The sequence below is a fragment of the Streptomyces sp. NBC_01283 genome (genome assembly GCF_041435335.1).
Lineage (GTDB): Bacteria > Actinomycetota > Actinomycetes > Streptomycetales > Streptomycetaceae > Streptomyces.
Genome location: NZ_CP108430.1, coordinates 3,685,805 through 3,705,681, shown reverse-complemented (window position 1 = coordinate 3,705,681; position 19,877 = coordinate 3,685,805). Strand labels below are relative to the sequence as shown.

The 19,877-nt window shown below is 70.0% G+C and carries 18 protein-coding genes; 9 read left to right on the top strand and 9 right to left on the bottom strand.

Features of this window, described 5'->3' with window-relative positions:
• Positions 1-150: 150 nt before the first annotated feature.
• The 4 genes from OG302_RS16710 to OG302_RS16695 all read right to left on the bottom strand — a co-directional run bounded on the left by OG302_RS16710 (position 151) and on the right by OG302_RS16695 (position 4,047).
• Positions 151-915: a Mut7-C RNAse domain-containing protein gene (locus tag OG302_RS16710; protein WP_371527531.1), complete on the bottom strand. Its 765-nt coding sequence runs from the start codon at positions 913-915 to the stop codon at positions 151-153.
• A gap of 68 nt (positions 916-983) precedes the next feature.
• Positions 984-1,619, bottom strand: coding sequence for a TetR/AcrR family transcriptional regulator (locus OG302_RS16705; protein WP_371527530.1), 636 nt, complete (start codon positions 1,617-1,619; stop codon positions 984-986).
• Positions 1,616-3,184 (bottom strand): MFS transporter, encoded by a 1,569-nt coding sequence (locus tag OG302_RS16700; protein WP_371527529.1) that lies wholly within the window; start codon positions 3,182-3,184, stop codon positions 1,616-1,618. Before OG302_RS16700 ends, OG302_RS16705 begins: the two co-directional genes overlap by 4 nt.
• A 134-nt stretch (positions 3,185-3,318) precedes the next feature.
• A complete protein-coding gene (locus tag OG302_RS16695) occupies positions 3,319-4,047 on the bottom strand; it encodes a hemolysin III family protein (RefSeq protein ID WP_371527528.1) in 729 nt (242 codons plus the stop codon).
• A gap of 309 nt (positions 4,048-4,356) precedes the next feature.
• Here OG302_RS16695 and OG302_RS16690 point away from each other — a divergent pair, with 309 nt between their 5' ends.
• Together OG302_RS16690 and OG302_RS16685 are read left to right on the top strand one after the other, a co-directional pair.
• On the top strand, positions 4,357-6,201 hold the full coding sequence (locus OG302_RS16690) for a phosphoenolpyruvate carboxykinase (GTP) (protein WP_371527527.1): 1,845 nt from the start codon (positions 4,357-4,359) through the stop codon (positions 6,199-6,201).
• 176 nt (positions 6,202-6,377) lie between these two features.
• Complete coding sequence (locus tag OG302_RS16685) at positions 6,378-8,123, top strand: Ig-like domain repeat protein (RefSeq protein ID WP_371527526.1); 1,746 nt, start codon at positions 6,378-6,380, stop codon at positions 8,121-8,123.
• 75 nt (positions 8,124-8,198) lie between these two features.
• On the opposite strand, the gene OG302_RS16680 is transcribed toward OG302_RS16685, so the two are convergent.
• Positions 8,199-8,612 (bottom strand): hypothetical protein, encoded by a 414-nt coding sequence (locus OG302_RS16680; RefSeq protein WP_371527525.1) that lies wholly within the window; start codon positions 8,610-8,612, stop codon positions 8,199-8,201.
• A gap of 86 nt (positions 8,613-8,698) precedes the next feature.
• Positions 8,699-9,910, bottom strand: a complete 1,212-nt coding sequence (locus OG302_RS16675; protein WP_371527524.1) for a pyridoxal phosphate-dependent aminotransferase — start codon at positions 9,908-9,910, stop codon at positions 8,699-8,701.
• Positions 9,911-10,140: 230 nt separating this feature from the next.
• Between OG302_RS16675 and OG302_RS16670 the strand changes: the two genes are divergently transcribed.
• Positions 10,141-10,974 (top strand): serine protease, encoded by an 834-nt coding sequence (locus OG302_RS16670; RefSeq protein WP_371527523.1) that lies wholly within the window; start codon positions 10,141-10,143, stop codon positions 10,972-10,974.
• A 139-nt stretch (positions 10,975-11,113) separates the two neighbouring features.
• Here the strand turns inward: OG302_RS16670 and OG302_RS16665 are convergent, their stop codons facing one another.
• Positions 11,114-12,454 carry a low temperature requirement protein A gene (locus tag OG302_RS16665; protein ID WP_371527522.1) on the bottom strand — a complete coding sequence of 447 codons (1,341 nt, stop codon included), beginning with the start codon at positions 12,452-12,454 and terminating at the stop codon, positions 11,114-11,116.
• Between the two features lie 160 nt (positions 12,455-12,614).
• Here OG302_RS16665 and OG302_RS16660 point away from each other — a divergent pair, with 160 nt between their 5' ends.
• From OG302_RS16660 to OG302_RS16645, 4 genes are all read left to right on the top strand, one after another.
• The gene (locus tag OG302_RS16660) at positions 12,615-13,481 is read left to right on the top strand and encodes a serine protease (protein WP_371527521.1); all 867 of its coding nucleotides are present in this window, start codon (positions 12,615-12,617) and stop codon (positions 13,479-13,481) included.
• A gap of 95 nt (positions 13,482-13,576) precedes the next feature.
• Entirely contained in the window at positions 13,577-13,876 is a 300-nt protein-coding gene (locus OG302_RS16655) for an ATP-binding protein (RefSeq protein WP_371527520.1), read from the top strand.
• Entirely contained in the window at positions 13,869-14,234 is a 366-nt protein-coding gene (locus tag OG302_RS16650) for a type II toxin-antitoxin system RelE/ParE family toxin (RefSeq protein ID WP_371527519.1), read from the top strand. Before OG302_RS16655 ends, OG302_RS16650 begins: the two co-directional genes overlap by 8 nt.
• Positions 14,234-14,542, top strand: a complete 309-nt coding sequence (locus OG302_RS16645; RefSeq protein ID WP_371527518.1) for a helix-turn-helix domain-containing protein — start codon at positions 14,234-14,236, stop codon at positions 14,540-14,542. The genes OG302_RS16650 and OG302_RS16645 overlap by 1 nt, the downstream gene beginning before the upstream one ends.
• A gap of 119 nt (positions 14,543-14,661) precedes the next feature.
• Here the strand turns inward: OG302_RS16645 and OG302_RS16640 are convergent, their stop codons facing one another.
• Positions 14,662-16,263, bottom strand: a complete 1,602-nt coding sequence (locus OG302_RS16640; RefSeq protein WP_371527517.1) for an amidohydrolase family protein — start codon at positions 16,261-16,263, stop codon at positions 14,662-14,664.
• 304 nt (positions 16,264-16,567) lie between these two features.
• The gene (locus OG302_RS16635) at positions 16,568-17,875 is read right to left on the bottom strand and encodes an amino acid deaminase (protein WP_371527516.1); all 1,308 of its coding nucleotides are present in this window, start codon (positions 17,873-17,875) and stop codon (positions 16,568-16,570) included.
• 149 nt (positions 17,876-18,024) lie between these two features.
• Between OG302_RS16635 and OG302_RS16630 the strand changes: the two genes are divergently transcribed.
• Together OG302_RS16630 and OG302_RS16625 are read left to right on the top strand one after the other, a co-directional pair.
• Positions 18,025-19,116, top strand: coding sequence for a sugar kinase (locus tag OG302_RS16630; RefSeq protein WP_371527515.1), 1,092 nt, complete (start codon positions 18,025-18,027; stop codon positions 19,114-19,116).
• On the top strand, positions 19,113-19,871 hold the full coding sequence (locus OG302_RS16625; protein WP_361832935.1) for an IclR family transcriptional regulator: 759 nt from the start codon (positions 19,113-19,115) through the stop codon (positions 19,869-19,871). Before OG302_RS16630 ends, OG302_RS16625 begins: the two co-directional genes overlap by 4 nt.
• The last annotated feature ends 6 nt before the right edge of the window (positions 19,872-19,877 follow it).

Here is a 19,877-nt window from a genome sequence, read left to right as displayed (position 1 = left end):
GGCTCTCCCCGATCCCGCCCCTTTCCCGAAACCATGGGGCTCCGCCCCCTTGGGCCCCCGACAAGATGTCCGCAAACGCCGGGCGGGCTGAAAGCATTCAGCCCGCCCGGCGTTTGAGGACGCACTCGGCGAAGCCGGTGATGACAGCGCTCAAGGCCCCGGCGTCTGCCGGTTTTCGGGTTGGGGCGGGGTGGGGGAAAACTCCTCCAACGCCCGCGCCACGATCCCCTCAAGACGGTCATGGTGCGCTCCCCGCCAGTACACCCGCCCGCACTCCCCGCACTCCGCGAACACGTCGTACGTCCCGCGCGTGCCCCCTTCGAGGCGGGACGCCACGTCCTCCTTCGTCGCGGCCCGCAGCGAGCCGTTGCAGGCGGTGCAGCGCGTCCAGGGGTGCAGGGCGGGGGCGAACCGGCCCAGGACATCCCGGAGTTGTTCGTCCGGCGCGTCGCTGTAGACGTACGCGCCCGCCCACAGCTCCCGTCGCCGCAGCAGACCCCGGTCCCGGCTGAGCAGCACCCGGCGCTCGGCGGCCGAGCGCCGGGCGAGTGCGGGGTCGCCGATGTCCGTGCTCTCGTATGCCGCGTCGACGCCCAGGAGCCGCAACCGGCGGGCCAGCGTGCCGAGATGGACGTCGAGGAGGAAGCGCAGGGGAGCCCCGGGGACGGGCTGGGGGCGCGGGACGGTGCGGACCTCCACCGACTCGTCCGCCGCCGGGACGTGCGAGACCGGGACCTCGGCGCCGTCCACGACGAGCGAGCCGACCTCCGTCAGCGGAACCCCGAGCGATTCGACGACGTGCCCGAGCGTGGAGACACCGTCCGTAACGGCCTTGGTGGGGCCGCCCCTTCGCTCGTGCGGGACGAAGAGCCCCAGCTCGGGGGCGAAGCGGATGAGGACCTCCGGACCGTTCATGCGGTCAGGATGGCACGGGGCGGGCAGGGGCGGCCCGGCATTTCCGGCGAGGTGTCAGGGGCCCGGCATCACGCCCCGGACACCCCCGTGCCGAAGCCCGTGGCCAGCGTGTCCATGGTGCGGTTCACCAGCTCGCCCAGGTCGTCCTCGTGGCCCTGCTCCGCCCAGTACGCCATCGCCTCCGTCAGCGCGCCGATCAGCCCCATCGCGAAGACCCTGACCTCCAGGTCCCCCGGGTCGCGGCCGGTGCGGTCCGCGATGACGCGGCACAGCATCCGGCCGGTGACCGACATGCTCTCCAGCATCCGGGACCGCACGGCGGGGACCTCGACCATCAGGCGCGTTCGCAGGCGCACCTCCTCGGGCGACTCCCTGAAACCGAGGCCCACCGCACTGCGCAGCACATACCGCAGGGACTCCACGATCGGTTCGCCCGCGGGGCGTGCCCGCAGCTCGTCCTCCAGGAGCGGGTCGTACTCGTCGGTGAGGACGATGTCTTCCTTGGTCGGGAAGTAGCGGAAGACGGTCGACGCCGACACCTCCGCGGCCTCGGCGATCTGCTCGACCGTCGTCGCGTCGTACCCCTGCTCCTCGATCAGCCGGTACGTGGCCTCACGGATCGCGATGCGTGTCTTGAGCTTCTTCCGCTCACGGAGACCCAGCGGTGCGGAAGGAGTGATGCGTGCGGCCGTCATGGCCCTCATTGTCGGGCATCCTCCGTCCGCGGTGCCATGTCGGCGTCGCCCGGCGGCGGGGCGGCCTTCGGCAGCAGCGCCGCGACGAGCAGTGCCGTGACCAGCGCCGCGATGCCGCTCACCAGAAGAACCGTCACCATGCCGTGGACGTACGCCTCATTGGCGGAGTCGACGAGACCGGGCACCCCGAGCCGTTCGGCGACCGCGTGGGCGGCCACCACCGACTCGCCCGCGGTGTCCGCCGCCGCGTCCGGAAGGGTGCCGATGACGCCGCCGGAGCCGAGGCGGTCGACGTACACGCCGGAGAGCAGGGAGCCGAGCAGGGCGATCCCGACGGCGCTGCCCACCTGCCGCACGGTCAGCAGGAGCCCGGCGCCCGATCCCGCCCGCTCCACGGGGAGCGCGCCGAGCGCCGAGTCCATGGAGGGCACGACGGCGAATCCGAAGCCGAGCCCGGCGACGGTGAGCCACAGCGCGGTGAAGCCGTAGCCGGACTCGGCCGTCGTACGGCTGCCGAGGATCGCCGCGAAGGCGAGCACGACGAGCCCGGCGCTGATCACCGCCCGCGGGCCGAACTTCCGTACGACGGGCTCCGCGCCCCGTGCCGCGACGAGGAGACCGCCCATCATCGGCAGCATCCGCACACCGGTGCCGAAGGCGTCATGCCCGAGCACCGCCTGCAGATACTGCGGGAGCACGAACATCAGGCCCGACAGGACGAACATGACGAGCGTCGCCGCGATCGTGTTGAGCAGGAAGCCGCGGTTGCGGAGCAGCGACATGTCGAGCATCGGGCGCGTCTGCCGCCGTTCCCGCAGGACGAGCGCGGCGACCAGTACGGCCGCGCCGCCGAGCATGCAGAGGATCAGCGGATCGCCCCAGCCCCGTACGGGGGCTTCGATGATCGCGTAGATGAGCGTGCCGAGCCCGGCCGCGGTGAGCGCGGTGGAGGTGGCGTCGACCTTGGGGGGCGACGGGTCGGTCGTCTCCGGGAGCAGGAAGACGCAGGCCGTGATCCCGATCGCGACCATGGGGACGTTGATCAGGAAGATCGAGCCCCACCAGAAGTGGTCCAGGAGCCAGCCGCCCACGATCGGCCCGAGCGGTGCGCCGAGCGCGGAGGCCGCCGAGACGATGCCGATGGCCTTGGTCCGCTCGCCGGGGGCGAAGAGGGCGGGCAGCACGGCCATGGCGAGGGGCATGACGAGCGCACCGCCCATGCCCATGACGGCCCGTGCCACGACGACCAGCTCGACGGAGTCGACGAGGGTGCCGATCAGGGAGCCGGCCAGGAAGATGCCGAGGCCGGTGATCAGCATCCTGCGGCGTCCGAACCGGTCGCCGAGCAGTCCGGCGGGAAGCATCAGGGCCGCGAACACGACGATGTACCCGTCGGCCATCCACTGCTGTTCGCCCGTGCTCGCGTCCAGCTGCCCGGCCATCGTCGGCAGGGCGACGTTGAGGATCGTCATGTCGAAACCGAGCACGAGCATGCTCGCGACCAGGGCGGCGAGCGCCCACCAGCGGCGTGGGTCCTGCCGGATCACGGCAGGCGAGCTTGTGACAGTGACCATGAATTGAGAGTAACTCTCAAAAGGTAGTAACCGTCAAGATGTGAACCCCAGGGGCTGCCCTCGGCGCACGCGAATGGCCGCGGCTCGAAAGCCGCGGCCATGAGGGGGAGAGGGGGGCGTGCCCCGTCAGGGGTCTATCCGTGCTGGTAGGCCACCAGCGAGATGCCCACGTAGTGCACCGCGAAGGCGGCCAGCGTCAGGGAGTGGAAGACCTCGTGGAAGCCGAAGAAACGTGGGGAGGGGTTGGGGCGCTTGATGCCGTAGATCACGCCGCCCGCGCTGTAGAGCAGGCCGCCCACGATCACCAGGACCAGGACGGCGATGCCGCCGGTGCGCATGAAGTCGGGCAGGAAGAAGACCGCGGCCCAGCCCATCGCGATGTAGCAGGGGGTGTAGAGCCAGCGTGGCGCGCCGACCCAGAAGACCCGGAAGAGGATGCCGGCCACGGCCGCGCCCCAGACGCCCCAGAGCAGCCACTGCCCCTTGGAGTCGGGCAGGAGCAGCATCGTCAGCGGGGTGTACGTGCCCGCGATGATCAGGAAGATGTTGGCGTGGTCGAGTCTGCGCAGCACGCCGTCCGCGCGCGCACTCCATGTGCCCCGGTGGTAGATCGCGCTCACTCCGAAGAGCAGGCAGGCCGTCAGGACGTAGATCCCGCAGGCGATCCGCGCGCGGGTGGAGTCCGTCAGTGCCATGAGCACGATGCCCGAGATGAGCACCGCCGGGAACATGCCCGCGTGCAGCCAGCCACGCATCAGCGGCTTCACTTCCGCGAGGTCGGGAAGCGGCAGGGCGTCGTTCGCGGGCGAATCGGGGCTGGTGGCCTGGTTGTTCGTGATCGCGTCAGGGACGGGAGCGGTCATAACGGCATCGTACCTACGCAACCGTAAGTTAGGCATCAGTCATGGGGGAACCGTGGCGTACAAGTGGCGATGCTCACGGTGATACCCGAGCGTACAAGTGACGGATTCGCGTGGGGAGGGCGGGCGGAGCGAGTGGCGATACTCACGCCGCTCACCTGTGAGGCCCTCTGGACATATGCGCGGAACCGTCGGATGATCAAATGAGTGCGGTCGGCACCGGATGAGCGCCAGAGGGAACAACACGTGAAGCGTCCGGGTCGCAGCCCCCACGGGGCAACAAACCTATAAACCCCTCGTATAGGAGCAATCGTGGCGCGCGACATCGCGGCTCCCCTTCTCTCTGAGTCCCTGGGCACCGTCCCCACCAACCACCAGGACCTCGTCACCTGGGTGAACGAGATCGTCGAACTGACCCAGCCGGACAGCGTGGTCTGGTGTGACGGATCCGAAGCCGAGTACGAGCGCCTGTGCGAGGAGCTCGTCGCCAAGGGCACGTTCAAGAAGCTCGACCCGATCAAGCGCCCGAACTCGTACTACGCGGCCTCCGACCCGACCGACGTCGCGCGCGTCGAGGACCGCACCTTCATCTGCTCCGAGAAGGAAGAGGACGCGGGCCCGACCAACCACTGGAAGGACCCCGCCGAGATGCGGGAGATCTTCCAGGGCGAGAAGGGCGTCTTCCGCGGCTCGATGCGCGGTCGCACGATGTACGTCGTGCCCTTCTGCATGGGCCCGGTGGGCTCACCGCTGTCCGCCATCGGTGTGGAGATCACCGACTCCGCGTACGTCGCCGTCTCCATGCGCACCATGACCCGCATGGGCCAGGCGGTCCTGGACGAGCTCGGCGAGGACGGCTTCTTCGTGAAGGCCGTCCACACGCTCGGCGCACCGCTGGCCGAGGGCGAGGCCGACGTGCCGTGGCCCTGCAACTCCACGAAGTACATCTCGCACTTTCCCGAGGACCGCGAGATCTGGTCGTACGGCTCGGGCTACGGCGGCAACGCCCTGCTCGGCAAGAAGTGCTACGCCCTGCGCATCGCCTCCGTCATGGCGCGCGACGAGGGCTGGCTGGCCGAGCACATGCTCATCCTCAAGCTCACGCCCCCGCAGGGCGAGAGCAAGTACGTCGCGGCCGCGTTCCCGAGCGCCTGCGGCAAGACCAACCTCGCCATGCTGGAGCCGACGGTCCGCGGCTGGACGGTCGAGACCATCGGTGACGACATCGCCTGGATGCGCTTCGGCGAGGACGGCCGGCTCTACGCGATCAACCCCGAGGCCGGTTTCTTCGGCGTCGCGCCCGGCACCGGCGAACACACCAATGCCAACGCCATGAAGACCCTGTGGGGCAACTCGGTCTTCACGAACGTCGCGCTCACCGACGACAACGACGTCTGGTGGGAGGGCATGACGGAGGAGACTCCCGCCCACCTCACCGACTGGAAGGGCAACGACTGGACCCCGGAGTCCGGCGTTCCCGCGGCGCACCCGAACGCCCGCTTCACCACGCCCGCCTCGCAGTGCCCGATCATCGCGCCCGAGTGGGAGGACCCCAAGGGCGTGCCGATCTCGGCGATCCTCTTCGGCGGCCGTCGCGCCAGCGCGGTGCCGCTGGTGACGGAGTCCTTCAACTGGCAGCACGGTGTCTTCCTCGGCGCGAACGTGGCGAGCGAGAAGACCGCCGCGGCCGAGGGCAAGGTCGGCGAGCTGCGCCGCGACCCGTTCGCGATGCTGCCGTTCTGCGGCTACAACATGGGCGACTACATGGCCCACTGGGTCAAGGTCGGCGCGGACAAGCCCGACCAGTCCAAGCTCCCGAAGATCTACTACGTGAACTGGTTCCGGAAGAACGCCGACGGCAAGTTCGTGTGGCCCGGCTTCGGCGAGAACAGCCGCGTCCTGAAGTGGATCGTCGACCGCCTCGACGGAAAGGCCGAGGGCGTCGAGACCCCCATCGGCATCCTGCCGACGGTCGACTCCCTGGACACCGAGGGCCTCGACCTGGCCAAGGATGACCTGGAGTTCCTGCTCACGGTCGACAAGGAGGTCTGGCGTGACGAGGCCTCGCTGGTCCCCGAGCACCTGAACACCTTCGGCGACCACACGCCCAAGGAGCTGTGGGACGAGTACCGCGCGCTGGTGCAGCGTCTCGGCTGACCTCAGCCGTTCCGTTTTCGGCCGGGCCCCCGCACAACGGCGTGCGGGGGCCCGGCCGTGTGACACGCTCGCATCTCAAACACCTTGCCTTCACACTCCTCTCACATGTTTCAATGACCCCACACGGGGGCCTGTTGATCGTCACGGGCCGTCAAATGAGCCTGTGGGGGGCACAGTTGAAGAAATCTCAGCGGTTCAGACGAGTGACGGGCGCCGCGCTCGCGGTGGCACTCGGCTCGGCGGGCCTCGTCGCGGTCACCACACCCGCCGCGTACGCCGCCACTCCGTCGGACGAGGTGGCGAAGCTGCCGATCTACTCGTTCGGGGCGATGGTGGTCGACGACGCGCACGAGCGCGTCTACGTCACCGACGGCAACAAGAGCGGCAATGGTCCGAGCGCCGTCCTGGTCTACAACTTCCAGGGGCAGCGCGTCGGTTCGCTCGCCACCGACGAGCCGGCGTCCGGCATGGCACTCAGCGCGGACGGCGCGACACTGCAGGTGTCGCAGTCCAACCGCATCCTCGCGTTCGACACGGCGACCCAGACCAGGACCGGTGCCGCGAGCACGCCCTACGACGTCACCTGCGGCCGGGAGGTGGCTGTCGCGGGCGGCAAGACGTGGTTCACGGAGACGCCGTACAGCGGCAGCCAGTACTGCGACAGGCCCGACAACCAAGCCCTGCTGTACGGGGTCAGCGGCAGCTCCTCGTTCAACGCGGGCTGGGAAAGCCGGGGGCGGCTGAAGCTGGAGTCCGGGCCCGGCGCCCCGGACCGCCTCGTGGTGGGGCAGGCGGGCGCGGGCACCGAGGCCAACGCGTTCGTGACCACCTTCGACGCGAGCGGCGCCAACCTGGTGCGCGGCCCGCAGCGGCGCTTCGCGGACGCCGAGGGCAAGGGCGCGCTCGACCTGAAGGACATCGCCCAGAGCGCCGACGGCAAGCGGATCGCCGTCGCCGACGCGGCATACGGCACCCGGCTGCTCGACGCCTCCGACCTGGCGGACGCCCCGTCCGGCTACCAGCCGCTGGCGGAGGGCGCGAAGGCCTCGGCCGTGGCGTTCAGCGGCGACGGCAAGTACGTGGCGCGCGGTGCGGTCGCCTCGGGCAGCGCGTCCGATCTGCTGATCCAGCCCGCCGACCCGGCGGACGGCACCACGCCGATGGAGTTCGCCTTCGAGGGGGAGCTCGACGGCTCGCGGGTCGTGCCGCAGGGCCTTGGCTGGGCCAAGGACGGCTCACGGCTCTTCGCGGTCACCTCGGACGGCGGCTACGGCCACTGGCTGCACGTCATCAAGCCCCCGGCCGCCCAGTACGACTCGCGCTTCACGGGCACCCTGACCACCACGCCATCGAAGCCCGTGGTCGGTGAACCCCTCGGCATCCGCGGCAAGCTGGAGCTTGACGGTCCCGCGCCCGCGGAGCCCGTGAAGGTCGAGGCGGTCCGCAAGGACGCCGACGGCACGACGGAGGTGGCGGCGGCCAAGGTCGCGGCCGACGGCAGCTTCACCGTCCTGGACGTGCCGGACCGGCTCGGCGAGACCACGTACACGCTGCGGTTCCTCGGCGATGTCACGCACCGGCCCGCAGAGGACGTCACGCTCACGGTCGACGTCGCGAAGGCGGCGACGGCGCTCGAACTGACGGCGCCGGCGGAGGCGACCCGCGCGGGCGGCGTCGACATCACCGGGAAGCTGACGGGGCAGGGACGCGCGCTGCCGTCCGGGATCGCCCTCAAGGTGACGCGGACCGACAGGCTCGGCACGACGGGTGAGCTGACCTCGGCGTCGGTGGCCGCTGACGGCACGTTCCGGATCAGGGACCTGCCGAGCAAGAAGGGCAGGACCGTGTACGCGGTGAGCTACGAGGGTGACGACCTGCACAGCGGATCGTCCGCCCAGGCCACCGTGAAGATCACCGACTAGGCGGCGGGTACCCCCAGCCGTCGTCACCGTCGGTGGCGCCCGGTCCGCGGCCTTTCCGGCCGCGGACCGAGGCCGTCAGTGGGCGCCGACGAGGTGGGCGGCGCCTGCGTGCGCGTCCATGCGACGGGCGGCGAGGATCGCCGCCGCGGTGTCGGCACGGGACGCGGCCACCACCAGGGCGCGGCCCGCGAGGGCGTGGGCGCGCTGGTGCAGGGCGGTGAGGTGCGGTTCGTGGATCGCGGTCACCACGGCCGAGCGGGCGGGCGGGAGCCCTCCCCGCAACCGGGCCACCTCGGACGACAGCTGCTCGGCGGCGTCGTCCAGGTCGGCGGCGGGCGCCAGGGCGCGCAGCTCGTCCGTGACGGCGAGGAGCGCCGCCAGGTGCGCGGCGAGCTGGATGTCCAGCTCCTCCTCGCGGGAGCGGTGGGGGTAGGTCGTCGCGTCGTCGGCCAGCGAGTGGACCGACTTGGTGCGGATCGGCTCATACATGCGGTGGCCTCCAAGCGGTGTTGGATCCATCCTAGCTTAGATCTCGTCTAAAGTTGAGCGCGGTCGAAAAGCACCGTCACGGCCCGTCACGGCTGGCTGTAGCCGTCGAGGAAGTTGCCGATGCGGGTCACCGCCTCGGTCAGGTCCGTCGTCGTGGGCAGCGTGACGACCCGGAAGTGATCCGGTTCGGGCCAGTTGAAGCCGGTGCCGTGGACGACCATGATCTTCTCGGCCCGGAGCAGGTCGAGGACCATCTGCCGGTCGTCCTTGATCTTGAAGACCTTCGGGTCGAGGCGCGGGAAGAGATAGAGCGACCCCTTGGGCTTCACGCAGCTCACGCCGGGGATCTGCGTCAGCAGGTCGTACGCCGTGTCGCGCTGCTCCATGAGCCGGCCGCCCGGCAGCACGAGGTCGTTGATGGTCTGCCGCCCGCTGAGCGCGGCGACCACGCCGTGCTGGCCCGGCATGTTCGCGCACAGGCGCATGTTGGCGAGGATCGTCAGGCCCTCGATGTACGAGGAGGCGTGCGCCTTCGGCCCCGAGATGGACACCCAGCCGACGCGGTATCCGGCCACCCGGTACGCCTTCGACATGCCGTTGAAGGTGAGGGTGAGGAGGTCGGGGGCGACGGCGGCGGTGGGGGTGTGGACCGCGTCGTCGTAGAGGATCTTGTCGTAGATCTCGTCCGAGCAGACGAGGAGATTGTGGCGGCGTGCGATGTCGGTCAGGCCGCGGAGCATGTCCTCGCTGTACACGGCGCCCGTCGGATTGTTCGGGTTGATGATCACGAGCGCCTTGGTGCGGTCGGTCACCTTGCGCTCGATGTCGGCGAGGTCCGGCATCCAGTCCGCCTGCTCGTCGCAGCGGTAGTGCACGGCCGTGCCGCCGGAGAGCGAGACCGCGGCCGTCCACAGCGGATAGTCCGGCGCCGGTACGAGGACCTCGTCACCGTCGTCGAGCAGTCCCTGCATCGCCATGACGATGAGCTCGGAGACGCCGTTGCCGATGAAGACGTGCTCGACGTCGGTCTCGATGCCCAGGGTCTGGTTGTGCATGACCACCGCGCGGCGGGCGGCGAGCAGGCCCTTCGCGTCTCCGTAGCCGTGCGCGTCGCCGACGTTGCGGAGGATGTCCTCCAGGATCTCCGGCGGGCACTCGAATCCGAAGGCCGCGGGGTTGCCCGTATTCAGCTTGAGGATGCGGTGGCCCGCCGCTTCCAGCCGCATCGCCTCCTCGAGCACCGGACCCCGGATCTCGTAACAGACGTTGGCGAGCTTCGTCGACTGGATGACCTGCATGCCCGCGAGCTTACGGCCGCGTAACGAGACCCGCCTCGTGTTTTCCGCCACGTAGGGGGGTGGCGGCCTCCGGTGCGGCGTGGCGGAGCCCGGCGTGGAACTCCGGACTGTCCTGTCAGCGGTCAGTCGTGTCCGTATGCGGTCTTGTCCTCGCGGCCGACTACCTCAACAATGCGCATGACAAAACCGAAGCAACTTCGGTCACATAGTCAACAGAGGGGACCCCCCACATGAACAAGCCTCTCGTCGTCGCATGCTTCTCCGCCCTGCTCCTCGGAGCCACGGCGATGCCCGCGACGGCCGTCAGTGACGAACGGCCCGCAAAGGCGAAGGCGGTTGACTTCGCGGGAACCGTGGCACTGAGCAACTGTTCCGGCTCCGTCGTCCGCGTGGCGGACTCGAAGCCGGACGACCCGGCGCTCGTGATGTCCAACGGCCACTGCCTGGAGGCCGGATTCCCGGCGCCCGGCGAGGTCGTCGTCGACAAGCCGTCGTCGCGCAGCTTCACTCTCCTCGACTCCGGCGGCGGCGACGCCGGCACGGTCAAGGCGAGCAAGATCGCTTACGGGACGATGACGGACACCGATGTCTCGCTCTACGAACTCACCAGCACCTACAGCGAGATCGAGAGCAAGTTCGGCATCAAGGCGCTGGAGCTGAACGCGGCGCACCCGGAGCAGGGCAAGGCGATCACCGTCGCGTCCGGCTACTGGAAGAAGATGTACAAGTGCAGCGTCGACGGCTTCGCGTACCGCCTCAAGGAGGGGAACTGGACCTGGAAGGACTCGGTCCGCTACACCCCCGACTGCCAGACGATCGGCGGCACTTCGGGCTCTCCGGTGATCGATGACGCGACCGGCAAGGTCGTCGCCGTCAACAACACCGGCAACGAGAGCGGCGAGGAGTGCACGGACAACAACCCGTGCGAGGTCGACGAGAACGGCAAGGTGACGGTCCGCAAGGGCATCAACTACGCCCAGCAGACGTACGGCATCGTGCCGTGCGTGGCACCCGGCAACAAGATCGACCTGAGCCGCGAGGGCTGCGAGCTGCCCAAGCCGTAAGGGCGGTGAACGGCGCGGCAGGCGGGACCGGGCTTCGGCCCGGTCCCGCCTGGCCGTGCGGGCGCGACTCCGGCCGATGCACCCGGTACGCCTGGTGAGCGCGGTACGTCTGCCGCCCGATACCCCTGGCCCGATACCCCTAGAGAGACTCCGTGCCGAGCCTCTCCAGCATCTGCTTCTGGTGGCGGTGGCCGACCGTCTCGTAGCCGAGCACGGTGACGAAGGGGGCGAGCATGACGACGAGCAGACAGACCGCGATCGAGACGTCGGCGGCGGCCAGCAGGACGGCCGCGAGGAGGACGACGAGCGTGAGGGAGATCAGGAGCAGGTGGAATCGGTCTGCCGTGGACAGCAGCAGGGTGTGCAGCAGATAGACCATCAGCAGGTAGAGGCCGACCGGGAGGGCCAGTGACAGGACCACGGCGACATCGCTGAGCTCGGAGTGGTGCTCAAGCCGCAGTCCGGCCACGTGCAGTCCGGCTCCGGCTCCGGCGATGGCGATGAACAGAGGGATGTGGCCGTAGCCGAAGAGGTATCCGCGGCTGCGGCGGTGGACGAGGACGTCACCGAAGGGGGTGGCGAAGTAGACCCACCACATGCCGAAGGTCAGCCCGACGCCGGCGATGACCACGGCGACCGCGTTGCCGCTCCAGTGCGTGCCGTCCGCGCCCCCGAGGAGGCCGCCGGATGAGGCGACGGTGCCGACGACGCCTTCGCCGAGCACGATGATGGCGAAGAGGCCGTAGCGCTCGGCGACGTGGTGGGGGTGCCAGGGCGTGCCGCCCGCGGAGCCCTGGGCGAGCAGCGGCAGTGCCAGTTCCAGCGCCCCGAGGACGACGAAGGCGGCGAACGCGGCGGCCAGCGGCAGATGGACGAAGGCGACCACGACCCAGCCGACCTGAACGATCGCGGTCCAGCGGATGTTGGCCAGGCCGACATCGTGGAAGGCGGGGGAGTCGTGGGCGGCGCGCCACCACTGGAACAGCATGGCGATGCGCATCACGACGTATCCGAGCACCATGACCCGCAGTTCGAGGTGTCCGCCCTCCTCGACGGAGTGGAACATCGCGGGCAGCCCGAGCGAGAACACGACGACGCCGATCATCTGCAGCATCGTCAGGGCGCGGTAGAGCCAGTCGTCGGTGCCGAAGGCGGAGGCGAACCAGCTGAAGCTGATCCAGGCGACACTGATCGCGAACATCGCAAGCACGAACGCGGTGACCGCCTGCCCGGCGTGTCCTTCGGCGACCATCTCGGCGAACTGGGACGAGGCGGTGCCGACGGCGACCACGAACGTCAGGTCGAACAGGAGCTCCAGCGGTGTGGAGACCCGGCTGTGTTCGTTGGGGTCACGGCCGGTCATCGGGATCAGCCGCCGGGACGGAGCCGCCTTGCCGGAGGGCGCGGTGTTGCTGGTGCTGCCGGAGGGGTCGGGGTTGCTGGGGTTGCCGGTGTTGCCGGTGTGCTGGGGATCAACCATGAGCGGCATCCTTTCGCACACCGTGCCCCTTTCGACGGGTCAGGCGACCTGCCGGGCCCGCCGAAACGCAAGAGTTCTCACCCCTTGTCCCCCATCCGTGGGCCCCCGAAGAATGCCCATGACAACCACACAGGGCACAGCTACAAGGGGGGCTCCACACATGAAGAAGGCTCTCGCGGGCGGCTTGCTCGCCCTCACCCTCGTAGGGTTCGGCTCCGCGCCGTCGGCCGCGGCTCCGGACAGCACACCCTCGGCTCGGGCTGCGGGGGAGTCCGCGAAGAAGAGCGTCGACTTCGCGGGGACCGTCGCGCTCAGCAACTGTTCCGGCTCCGTCGTCCGCATGCCCCAGTCGAAGGCGGACGACCCCGCGCTCGTCCTCTCCAACGGCCACTGCCTGGAGAGCGGATTCCCGGCGGCGGGCGAAGTCATCGTCGACCAGCCGTCCACCCGCACCTTCAAGCTCCTCGACGCGAAGGGAGCGGAGAAGGCGACCCTCAAGGCGAGCAAGGTCTCGTACGCGACGATGACCGACACCGACATCTCGATCTACCAACTCACCACCAGCTACGCCGACATCCAGAAGAAGTACGGCATCAAGGCACTGGAGATCGAGGACGACCACCCGGTCAAGAAGCGGGACATCACGGTCGTCTCCGGGTACTGGAAGCAGACGTACACCTGCAAGATCGACGGGTTCGTCTACCGCCTCAAGGAGGGCGAGTGGACCTGGAAGGACTCGGTCCGCTACACCCCCGAGTGCCAGACCATCGGCGGCACGTCCGGCTCCCCGGTGATCGACCACAAGACGGGCAAGGTCACCGCCGTCAACAACACGGGGAACGAGGACGGCGAGCGCTGCACCCTCGACAACCCGTGTGAGGTCGACCGGCACGGCAACGTGACGGTCCGCAAGGACATCAACTACGCCCAGGAGACGTACGGGATCGTGCCTTGCGTCGGCCACGACAGCAAGATCGACCTCGGCCGCAAGGGCTGCAAGCTGCCGCGCCCGGCCGCCCGGAGGTAGCGGGCCCGCCCCTCCCGGCGTCTGTGGCCCCCAGCCCCGTCACTGACGGGGCTGGGCATCTCCCCTGGTGAGCGGGGCACTTGGGAGGGGGCGGGGTGAGACCCACTCCGCGCAGTGTCGGCCGGGCCCGCTCGCTCCTCTCCGAGCAGGCGCGGGCCTGGAAGGTCCCGGACGACGTGGCGGACACCGCCGTACTGCTGCTCAGCGAGTTGATGACCAACGCCGTGCGGCACGGGCGGGTTCCGGCGGGGCGGGGCCTTGCCCTGGTGGAGCTGCTGGCCGACGCGTGGGGGTCGTGCCCCCGGCCGTACGGGATCGGCAAGACGGTGTGGATCGAGCTGGTGCTGCCGCGCGTGACGTATCCCGCGTCTCCGAGTTGTTCATCGCATGAGTGACCTGTACGGCTTCGAGATCGAGCCGGAGGTGCGAGCGTGGCTGGACAGTCTCAGTGACCATGACTTCAAGCGGGTGGATGAGACGGTCGGACTACTGGCGGAGCTCGGGCCCGCATTGGGTGGACCCTGGGCTGATCACCTCGAAGGGCCGGTCTGGGAGCTGCGCCTTCGATTGCGGGATGTGGCACCTCGTGTGACGTATTGGATCACTCCGACCAGGACGGTCGTGCTCCTGACGGCGTTCCGCAAGACGAGGCAGCACGAACAAGGCCAGATCGAGCGGGCCGTGCGTGCCCAGAAAGTCTGCGAAAGCGAGCATCATGGACCGGTGACCGCGACGTATGAGAGGAAGGCGTGATGGTCGGGCAGCACAGTCGCTGGACTCCGTCGGGCGTCGAGACGCAAGATCCGGAGCGGATCGCCATCCGTGAGGCGCTGGCCTTCGGCAAGGCTCTCTACGACCGCCGGACCGAGCTCGGGTGGAGCTCGGCGCAGCTCGCCGAGCGCACTGGCATGGAGCAGGACGACATCGAGTGCATCGAGGAGGGCGGAACCGCCCCGACGCTGGCGCTGCTCAGGCTGCTTGCGGCGGCCCTCGACTCGGATGTGCACCTCACCCCTGGTCACGACCTCGGTTCGCTCTGGTTCGAAGGGCACGCCGCCTAGTAGCGGTTTGCGGCGGAGCCCGTGCAGTTCCCGGCAGGCGGAGACGACCGGCACGGCAAGGTGACGGCCCCGCCAGGGCTGCAAGCTGCCAAGGCCGGACGCGTCCCGGAGGTAGCGGTTCAAGGAGTCCGGCGTACGGACCGTCCCGCGAGGACGTCCGTGCGCCGTCCGTCCTCCATCACGAACTTGCCGTCGATCAGGACGTGCGGGATGCCCGTGGGAAGGGTGCGGGGAGCGTCGAAGGTCGAACCCGCCGCGACCGTCTCCGGGTCGAAGAGCACCAGGTCGGCGCGGTAGCCCTCGCGGACGATGCCCCGGTCGGGCAGGCGCAGGCGGGCCGCCGGGCGCCCGGTGAGGTGGGCGACGCATTCTTCGAGGGTGAGGACGCCGAGGTCGCGCACATACCGGCCGAGGTACTGCGGGAACGTGCCGTACGCGCGCGGGTGCGGCTTGAAGCCCTGCAGGATGCCGTCGCTGCCGCCGGTGTGCACGGGGTGCTGCATGATCGCCTGGACGTTCTCCTCGTGCCCCACGTGCTGGAGGATCGTCGACCCCAGCCTGTCGTTGATGAGCAGGCGGCGTGCGGTGATCCAGGGCTCCTCGCCGCGCTGCTCGGCGGACTGGGCGACGGTCTTGCCCACGCAGGACGCGAGGCCGGGGTCGCTCACACCCGAGATCTCGATCTTGTCCCACTCGATCGGTACGCCGTGACAGCCGTCGGCGCCGATGACCTCCATGTGATGCCGGATCTTCTCCGCCACCTCGTCGTCCTGGAGCCGGGCGAGGATCGCGTCGGGCCCGCCCTCGCTGGCCCAGCTCGGCAGCATGGCGACCAGGGTCGTGCAGCCGGGGGTGTAGGGGTACGTGTCGAGGGTGATGTCCGCGCCGGTCGCGAGCGCGTCGTCGAGGAGTGCGAGCAGGTCGGGCGCCTTGCCCTTGTTCACGCCGAAGTTCATGGTGGCGTGGGCGAGGTGGAGGGGACAGTTCGCGGTGCGCGTGAGGTTGACCATCTCCTCGTACGCCTGGAGGGCGCCGGCGCCGTAACTGCGGTGGTGGGGGCAGTAGTAGCCGTTGTGCTGAGCCACCACCTTGCAGAGCTCGGTGAGTTCGGAGTCGTCGGCGTACATGCCGGGGGTGTAGGTGAGGCCCGACGACATGCCGACGGCGCCCTGCTCCATCCCTTCCGCGACGAGCTGCTTCATGCGGTCGACCTCGGCGGGGGTCGCCGGGCGGTCGTCCCAGCCGACCGCGTACATCCGGACGGTGCCCTGCGGGATGAGGTAGGCCGCGTTCACGGCCGTGCCCTGCCGGTCCAGGCGGTCCAGGTACTCGCCGACCGTGCGCCAGTCGAAGTCGATGTCGCTTCCGTCGCCGTTCCAGCCGGTGATGGCCTGGCGGACCTGGGCGAGGGTGCGGTCGTCCACGGGGGCGTAGCTCAGCCCGTCCTGGCCGATGACCTCCAGGGTGACGCCCTGGGCGGCCTTCGCGCTGTGGTCGGGGTCTCTCAGGAGGGCGAGGTCGCTGTGGGCGTGCATGTCGATGAAACCGGGCGCGAGGGCCAGGCCGTGGGCCTCTACCGTGCGGGTCCCCGTGGGGCGGGGGCCCGCCTCCCCCTCCCGGTGGATCTGGGCGATCCTGCCCTCGTGTACGCCGATGTCGGCTCGGTACGAGGCACCTCCGGTGCCGTCGATGACGCGTGCGTCCCGGATGACCAGGTCCATGGGGGTGCCTCTCCCTCTTCGGGTGCGGGTCGTGCGTGGTGCCCCGGCCTTCGGCCGGGGTGTCGTTCCCACCCGCACCACCCGTGCGGCTCGCGTCGTCGGGTGCGGGTGGCCCTGGTGGGGGCCGACCGCCGTTGGCGACTGCCCCTTGGGGGGAGCGATGGTTTCCCGCCCGCCCACCCTGGACTGCGGGGTACTCGGGTGGGTGGGTGGGAGACATCCGTTGCGAAGCGGCGGTTCTGCTTGTTCGCCGGCCGATACCGCGGGGTGATCGGGCCCCCAGAGGCCCAGGGGCCAGAAAGGATCAGAAATAGGTGCGGACGTAGTCCGTGACCGTGCCGTCCGCCTCGACCAGAGGAATCAGCTGCCACTTGTCGAAGGACGTGCAGGGGTGCGAGAGCCCAAGCCCGACCCAGTCGCCCACGGCAAGATCCGCGTCGGAGGTCGTCCGGACCCACCCGTGCTGATCGGAGAGGCCCGTCACCGTGACGCCCGTCGCGGGCCGGTCCACCCCACCCCGGTGGACGACCTGCGCCTCGGGCAGGTCGATGTCGTACGCCGCGTCCCGCTTCCCCGCGTTTGTGAACGCCTGCTCCGGCGTGGGCCGGGACACCACCTGCGCCCAGAGGCGGAACGCGGGGTGCAGCGCACCCTCCTCCGGGACCCGGTTGAACGGCGTCAAGTGACGGTAGTGGCCGTCGTCATGAGAGACGTACGCACCCGAGCGGAGCAACTTCAGCACCGGCACGGACAGTTCGGGGATCTGCGCGAAGACATCCGCCACCGCGTCGAACCACGCGCTGCCACCCGCGCTGACGACGATCTCGTCCAGGTCCGCGAACCGGTTCGCCTTGTCGAACTCCACGGCGAGCGAGGTGAGCCGGCCCAGCCAGGCCCGTACCCGCTCGGGGGTCGCGTCCGGCACCTCGCCCTCGTACCCGGCGACGCCCACCAGGCGCAGCGTGTCCGCCGCCGCGACCGCGTTGGCGATCTCGACGCACTCGCTCTCCGTACGCACACCGGTGCGCGCCCCGTCACCCGCGCCGAGCTCGACCACGACGTCGACGGGACGCGTCGCGCCCGCCGCGCGCAGAGCGGCGTCCATCAGGGCGACGCCGGGCACGGAGTCGACGTAGCAGATGAAGCGGAAGGAGGGATCGGCGTCCAGCTCGCCGGCGATCCAGCGCAGCGCCGCCGCGTCCACCAGCTCGTTGGCGAGGAAGATCCGCTCGATGCCGTAGGCGCGCGCCACCCGCACCTGGTGCGGCACGGCGAGGGTGATGCCCCACGCCCCGTGCTCGATCTGACGCGCGAAGAGCTGCGGCGCCATGGACGTCTTGCCGTGCGGGGCGAAGGCGAGGCCGTGCCGCTCGGCGTACGTCTCCATCAGCGCGAGGTTGTGTTCGAGGCGCTCGGCGGAGAGGGCGAGGACGGGGGTGGTGAACCCGTCCGTGAAGAGGTTCCTGCGCTGGGCCGCGAGCTCGCCGACCGTCAGCCCCTCCGCGTCCGGCGGGAGGCCCTTGAAGCGGTGGTCGACCCGCTCTTCTGCGAGCCGGTCGAGCTCCCGGGCAAGACGTCCGGCGGAGCGGTCGGCTGCGTTGTCGGCGGCCATGGCGCCTCCTCGAAAAGGTGCGTTGCATGATGTGCAACGGTCATTGCGTATGTCGCTTACTGCTGTCTAACATCCGAGCCAACGCCGGGTCAACGGATCCGGGCGGCGGACCAGGACAGCGATCAGGACAGCAAGGGGTTGGAGCGGACGTGTCGAAGGTGACCGCAGACGGAGTGCCGGGCGACGCGAACGGCGTGGACGTCGTCGCGCTCGGCGAGTCCATGGTCACGTTCCTGCCCTCCCGCGCGGGCCGCCTCGCCGACGTCCCCTCCTTCGATCGCGGAATCGGCGGCGCCGAGTCGAACGTCGCCTGCGCGCTCGCCGCGGCCGGGCACCGCACCCGCTGGGTCAGCCGCGTCGGCGCCGACGGCTTCGGGGACCACCTCGTCGAGGCGATCGCCCGCTACGGAGTCGACACACGAGCCGTGCGCCGCGATCCGCACCGCCCCACCGGCATCTACTTCCGCACCGCCGACGACCGCGACACCGACGCCCACGAGGTCCTCTACTACCGCGCGGGCTCCGCCGCCTCCGCGATGTCCCCGGACCCGGACAGCGTGGACCACGACGCCCTCGCCTCCGGCCGGATCCTGCACCTCTCCGGCATCACCGCCGCCCTCTCCGCGGACTGCCTCGCCCTCCTGCGCGAACTGACCGCACCCCGCCCCGGCCGCCCGCTGGTGTCCTTCGACGTCAACCACCGCCCCGGCCTGTGGAGCGGCACGGGTGACGGCGAGGGCCCCCGCGTCCTCCTCGACCTCGCCCGCGGCGCCGACCTCGTCTTCGTCGGCGAGGACGAGGCCGCCGACGCCTGGGGCATCACCGGCGGCCCCAACGCCATCCGCGCCGCGCTCCCCGAGCCCGCCACCCTGGTCGTCAAGCAGGGCAGCAGCGGCGCCACCGTCTTCACGGAGGGACTCGCCGCGGGCGAGCCCTCCGTCTTCCAGCCGGCGCTCAAGGTCGACGTCGTCGCCCCCGTCGGCGCCGGTGACGCCTTCGCCGCCGGGTTCCTCTCCGCCACCCTGCGCGGACTCCCCGCCGAGCGGCGGCTGCGCCACGGGCACCTGATGGCGGCCGCCGCGCTCACCGTCCCCGGCGACCTCGCCACCCCTCCCGCGAGGGCGCACACCGATCGTCTTGCCGCACTGGACGCCGAGGCCTGGGGGACACTTCGTCTCGGCCCGGGCTGGACGGACGGCGTCCCCGCGAACACTGAGGCCAAGGAGGAGGCACGTACATGAGCCAGACCGTCGACCGCGCCCTGTCCATCCTGCCGCTGCTCGCCGAAGGCCCGGCCGATCTCGGCCAGGTCGCCGAGCGCCTCGAAGTGCACAAGTCCACCGCGCTGCGGCTCCTTCGCACGCTGCACGAACACGGCCTGGTCTACCGCCAGTCCGACCAGCGCTACCGCCTGGGCGCCCGCCTCTTCGCGCTCGCCCAGGAGGCCGTCGAGAACCTCGACGTACGCGAGATCGCGCACCCCCATCTCCTCGCACTGAACGAGAAGTGCGGCCACACGGTCCACCTCGCGGTCTACGAGGAGCAGGAAGTCCTCTACATCGACAAGGTCGAGAGCCGCTACCCGGTGCGGATGTACTCGCGCATCGGGAAGCCGGTGGCGATCACGGTCGCCGCCGTGGCCAAGCTGCTGATCTCCGACTTTCCCGAGGCCGAGCGCCGTGCGATCGCGGAGAAGCTCGACTACCCCACGTACACGTCCCGTTCGACGCCCAACGCCGCCGCGTTCCTCAAGGAGCTGGCGACGGTGCGCGAGCAGGGATGGGCCACCGATCTCGGTGGCCACGAGGAGTCCATCAACTGCATCGGGGCCCCCATCCGCGGTGCGGACGGCCGGGTCGTCGCCGCCATGTCGGTCTCAGCGCCGAATGTCGTCGTCACCGCCGAGGAACTCCTCACGCTGCTCCCGCTGGTGCGCCGTACGGCGGACGCCATCAGCCGGGAGTACTCCGGCAAGTCACCCCTCAAGGAAGCCTGAACGACC

What these genes read in the sequence shown, in the direction of transcription:
- OG302_RS16710 (WP_371527531.1), bottom strand. Translation starts at nt 915, where the DNA reads ATGAACGGTCCGGAGGTCCTCATCCGCTTCGCCCCCGAGCTGGGGCTC.
- OG302_RS16705 (WP_371527530.1), bottom strand. Translation starts at nt 1,619, where the DNA reads ATGAGGGCCATGACGGCCGCACGCATCACTCCTTCCGCACCGCTGGGT.
- OG302_RS16700 (WP_371527529.1), bottom strand. Translation starts at nt 3,184, where the DNA reads ATGGTCACTGTCACAAGCTCGCCTGCCGTGATCCGGCAGGACCCACGC.
- OG302_RS16695 (WP_371527528.1), bottom strand. Translation starts at nt 4,047, where the DNA reads ATGACCGCTCCCGTCCCTGACGCGATCACGAACAACCAGGCCACCAGC.
- OG302_RS16680 (WP_371527525.1), bottom strand. Translation starts at nt 8,612, where the DNA reads ATGTATGAGCCGATCCGCACCAAGTCGGTCCACTCGCTGGCCGACGAC.
- OG302_RS16675 (WP_371527524.1), bottom strand. Translation starts at nt 9,910, where the DNA reads ATGCAGGTCATCCAGTCGACGAAGCTCGCCAACGTCTGTTACGAGATC.
- OG302_RS16670 (WP_371527523.1), top strand. Translation starts at nt 10,141, where the DNA reads ATGAACAAGCCTCTCGTCGTCGCATGCTTCTCCGCCCTGCTCCTCGGA.
- OG302_RS16665 (WP_371527522.1), bottom strand. Translation starts at nt 12,454, where the DNA reads ATGGTTGATCCCCAGCACACCGGCAACACCGGCAACCCCAGCAACCCC.
- OG302_RS16660 (WP_371527521.1), top strand. Translation starts at nt 12,615, where the DNA reads ATGAAGAAGGCTCTCGCGGGCGGCTTGCTCGCCCTCACCCTCGTAGGG.
- OG302_RS16650 (WP_371527519.1), top strand. Translation starts at nt 13,869, where the DNA reads ATGAGTGACCTGTACGGCTTCGAGATCGAGCCGGAGGTGCGAGCGTGG.
- OG302_RS16645 (WP_371527518.1), top strand. Translation starts at nt 14,234, where the DNA reads ATGGTCGGGCAGCACAGTCGCTGGACTCCGTCGGGCGTCGAGACGCAA.
- OG302_RS16640 (WP_371527517.1), bottom strand. Translation starts at nt 16,263, where the DNA reads ATGGACCTGGTCATCCGGGACGCACGCGTCATCGACGGCACCGGAGGT.
- OG302_RS16635 (WP_371527516.1), bottom strand. Translation starts at nt 17,875, where the DNA reads ATGGCCGCCGACAACGCAGCCGACCGCTCCGCCGGACGTCTTGCCCGG.
- OG302_RS16625 (WP_361832935.1), top strand. Translation starts at nt 19,113, where the DNA reads ATGAGCCAGACCGTCGACCGCGCCCTGTCCATCCTGCCGCTGCTCGCC.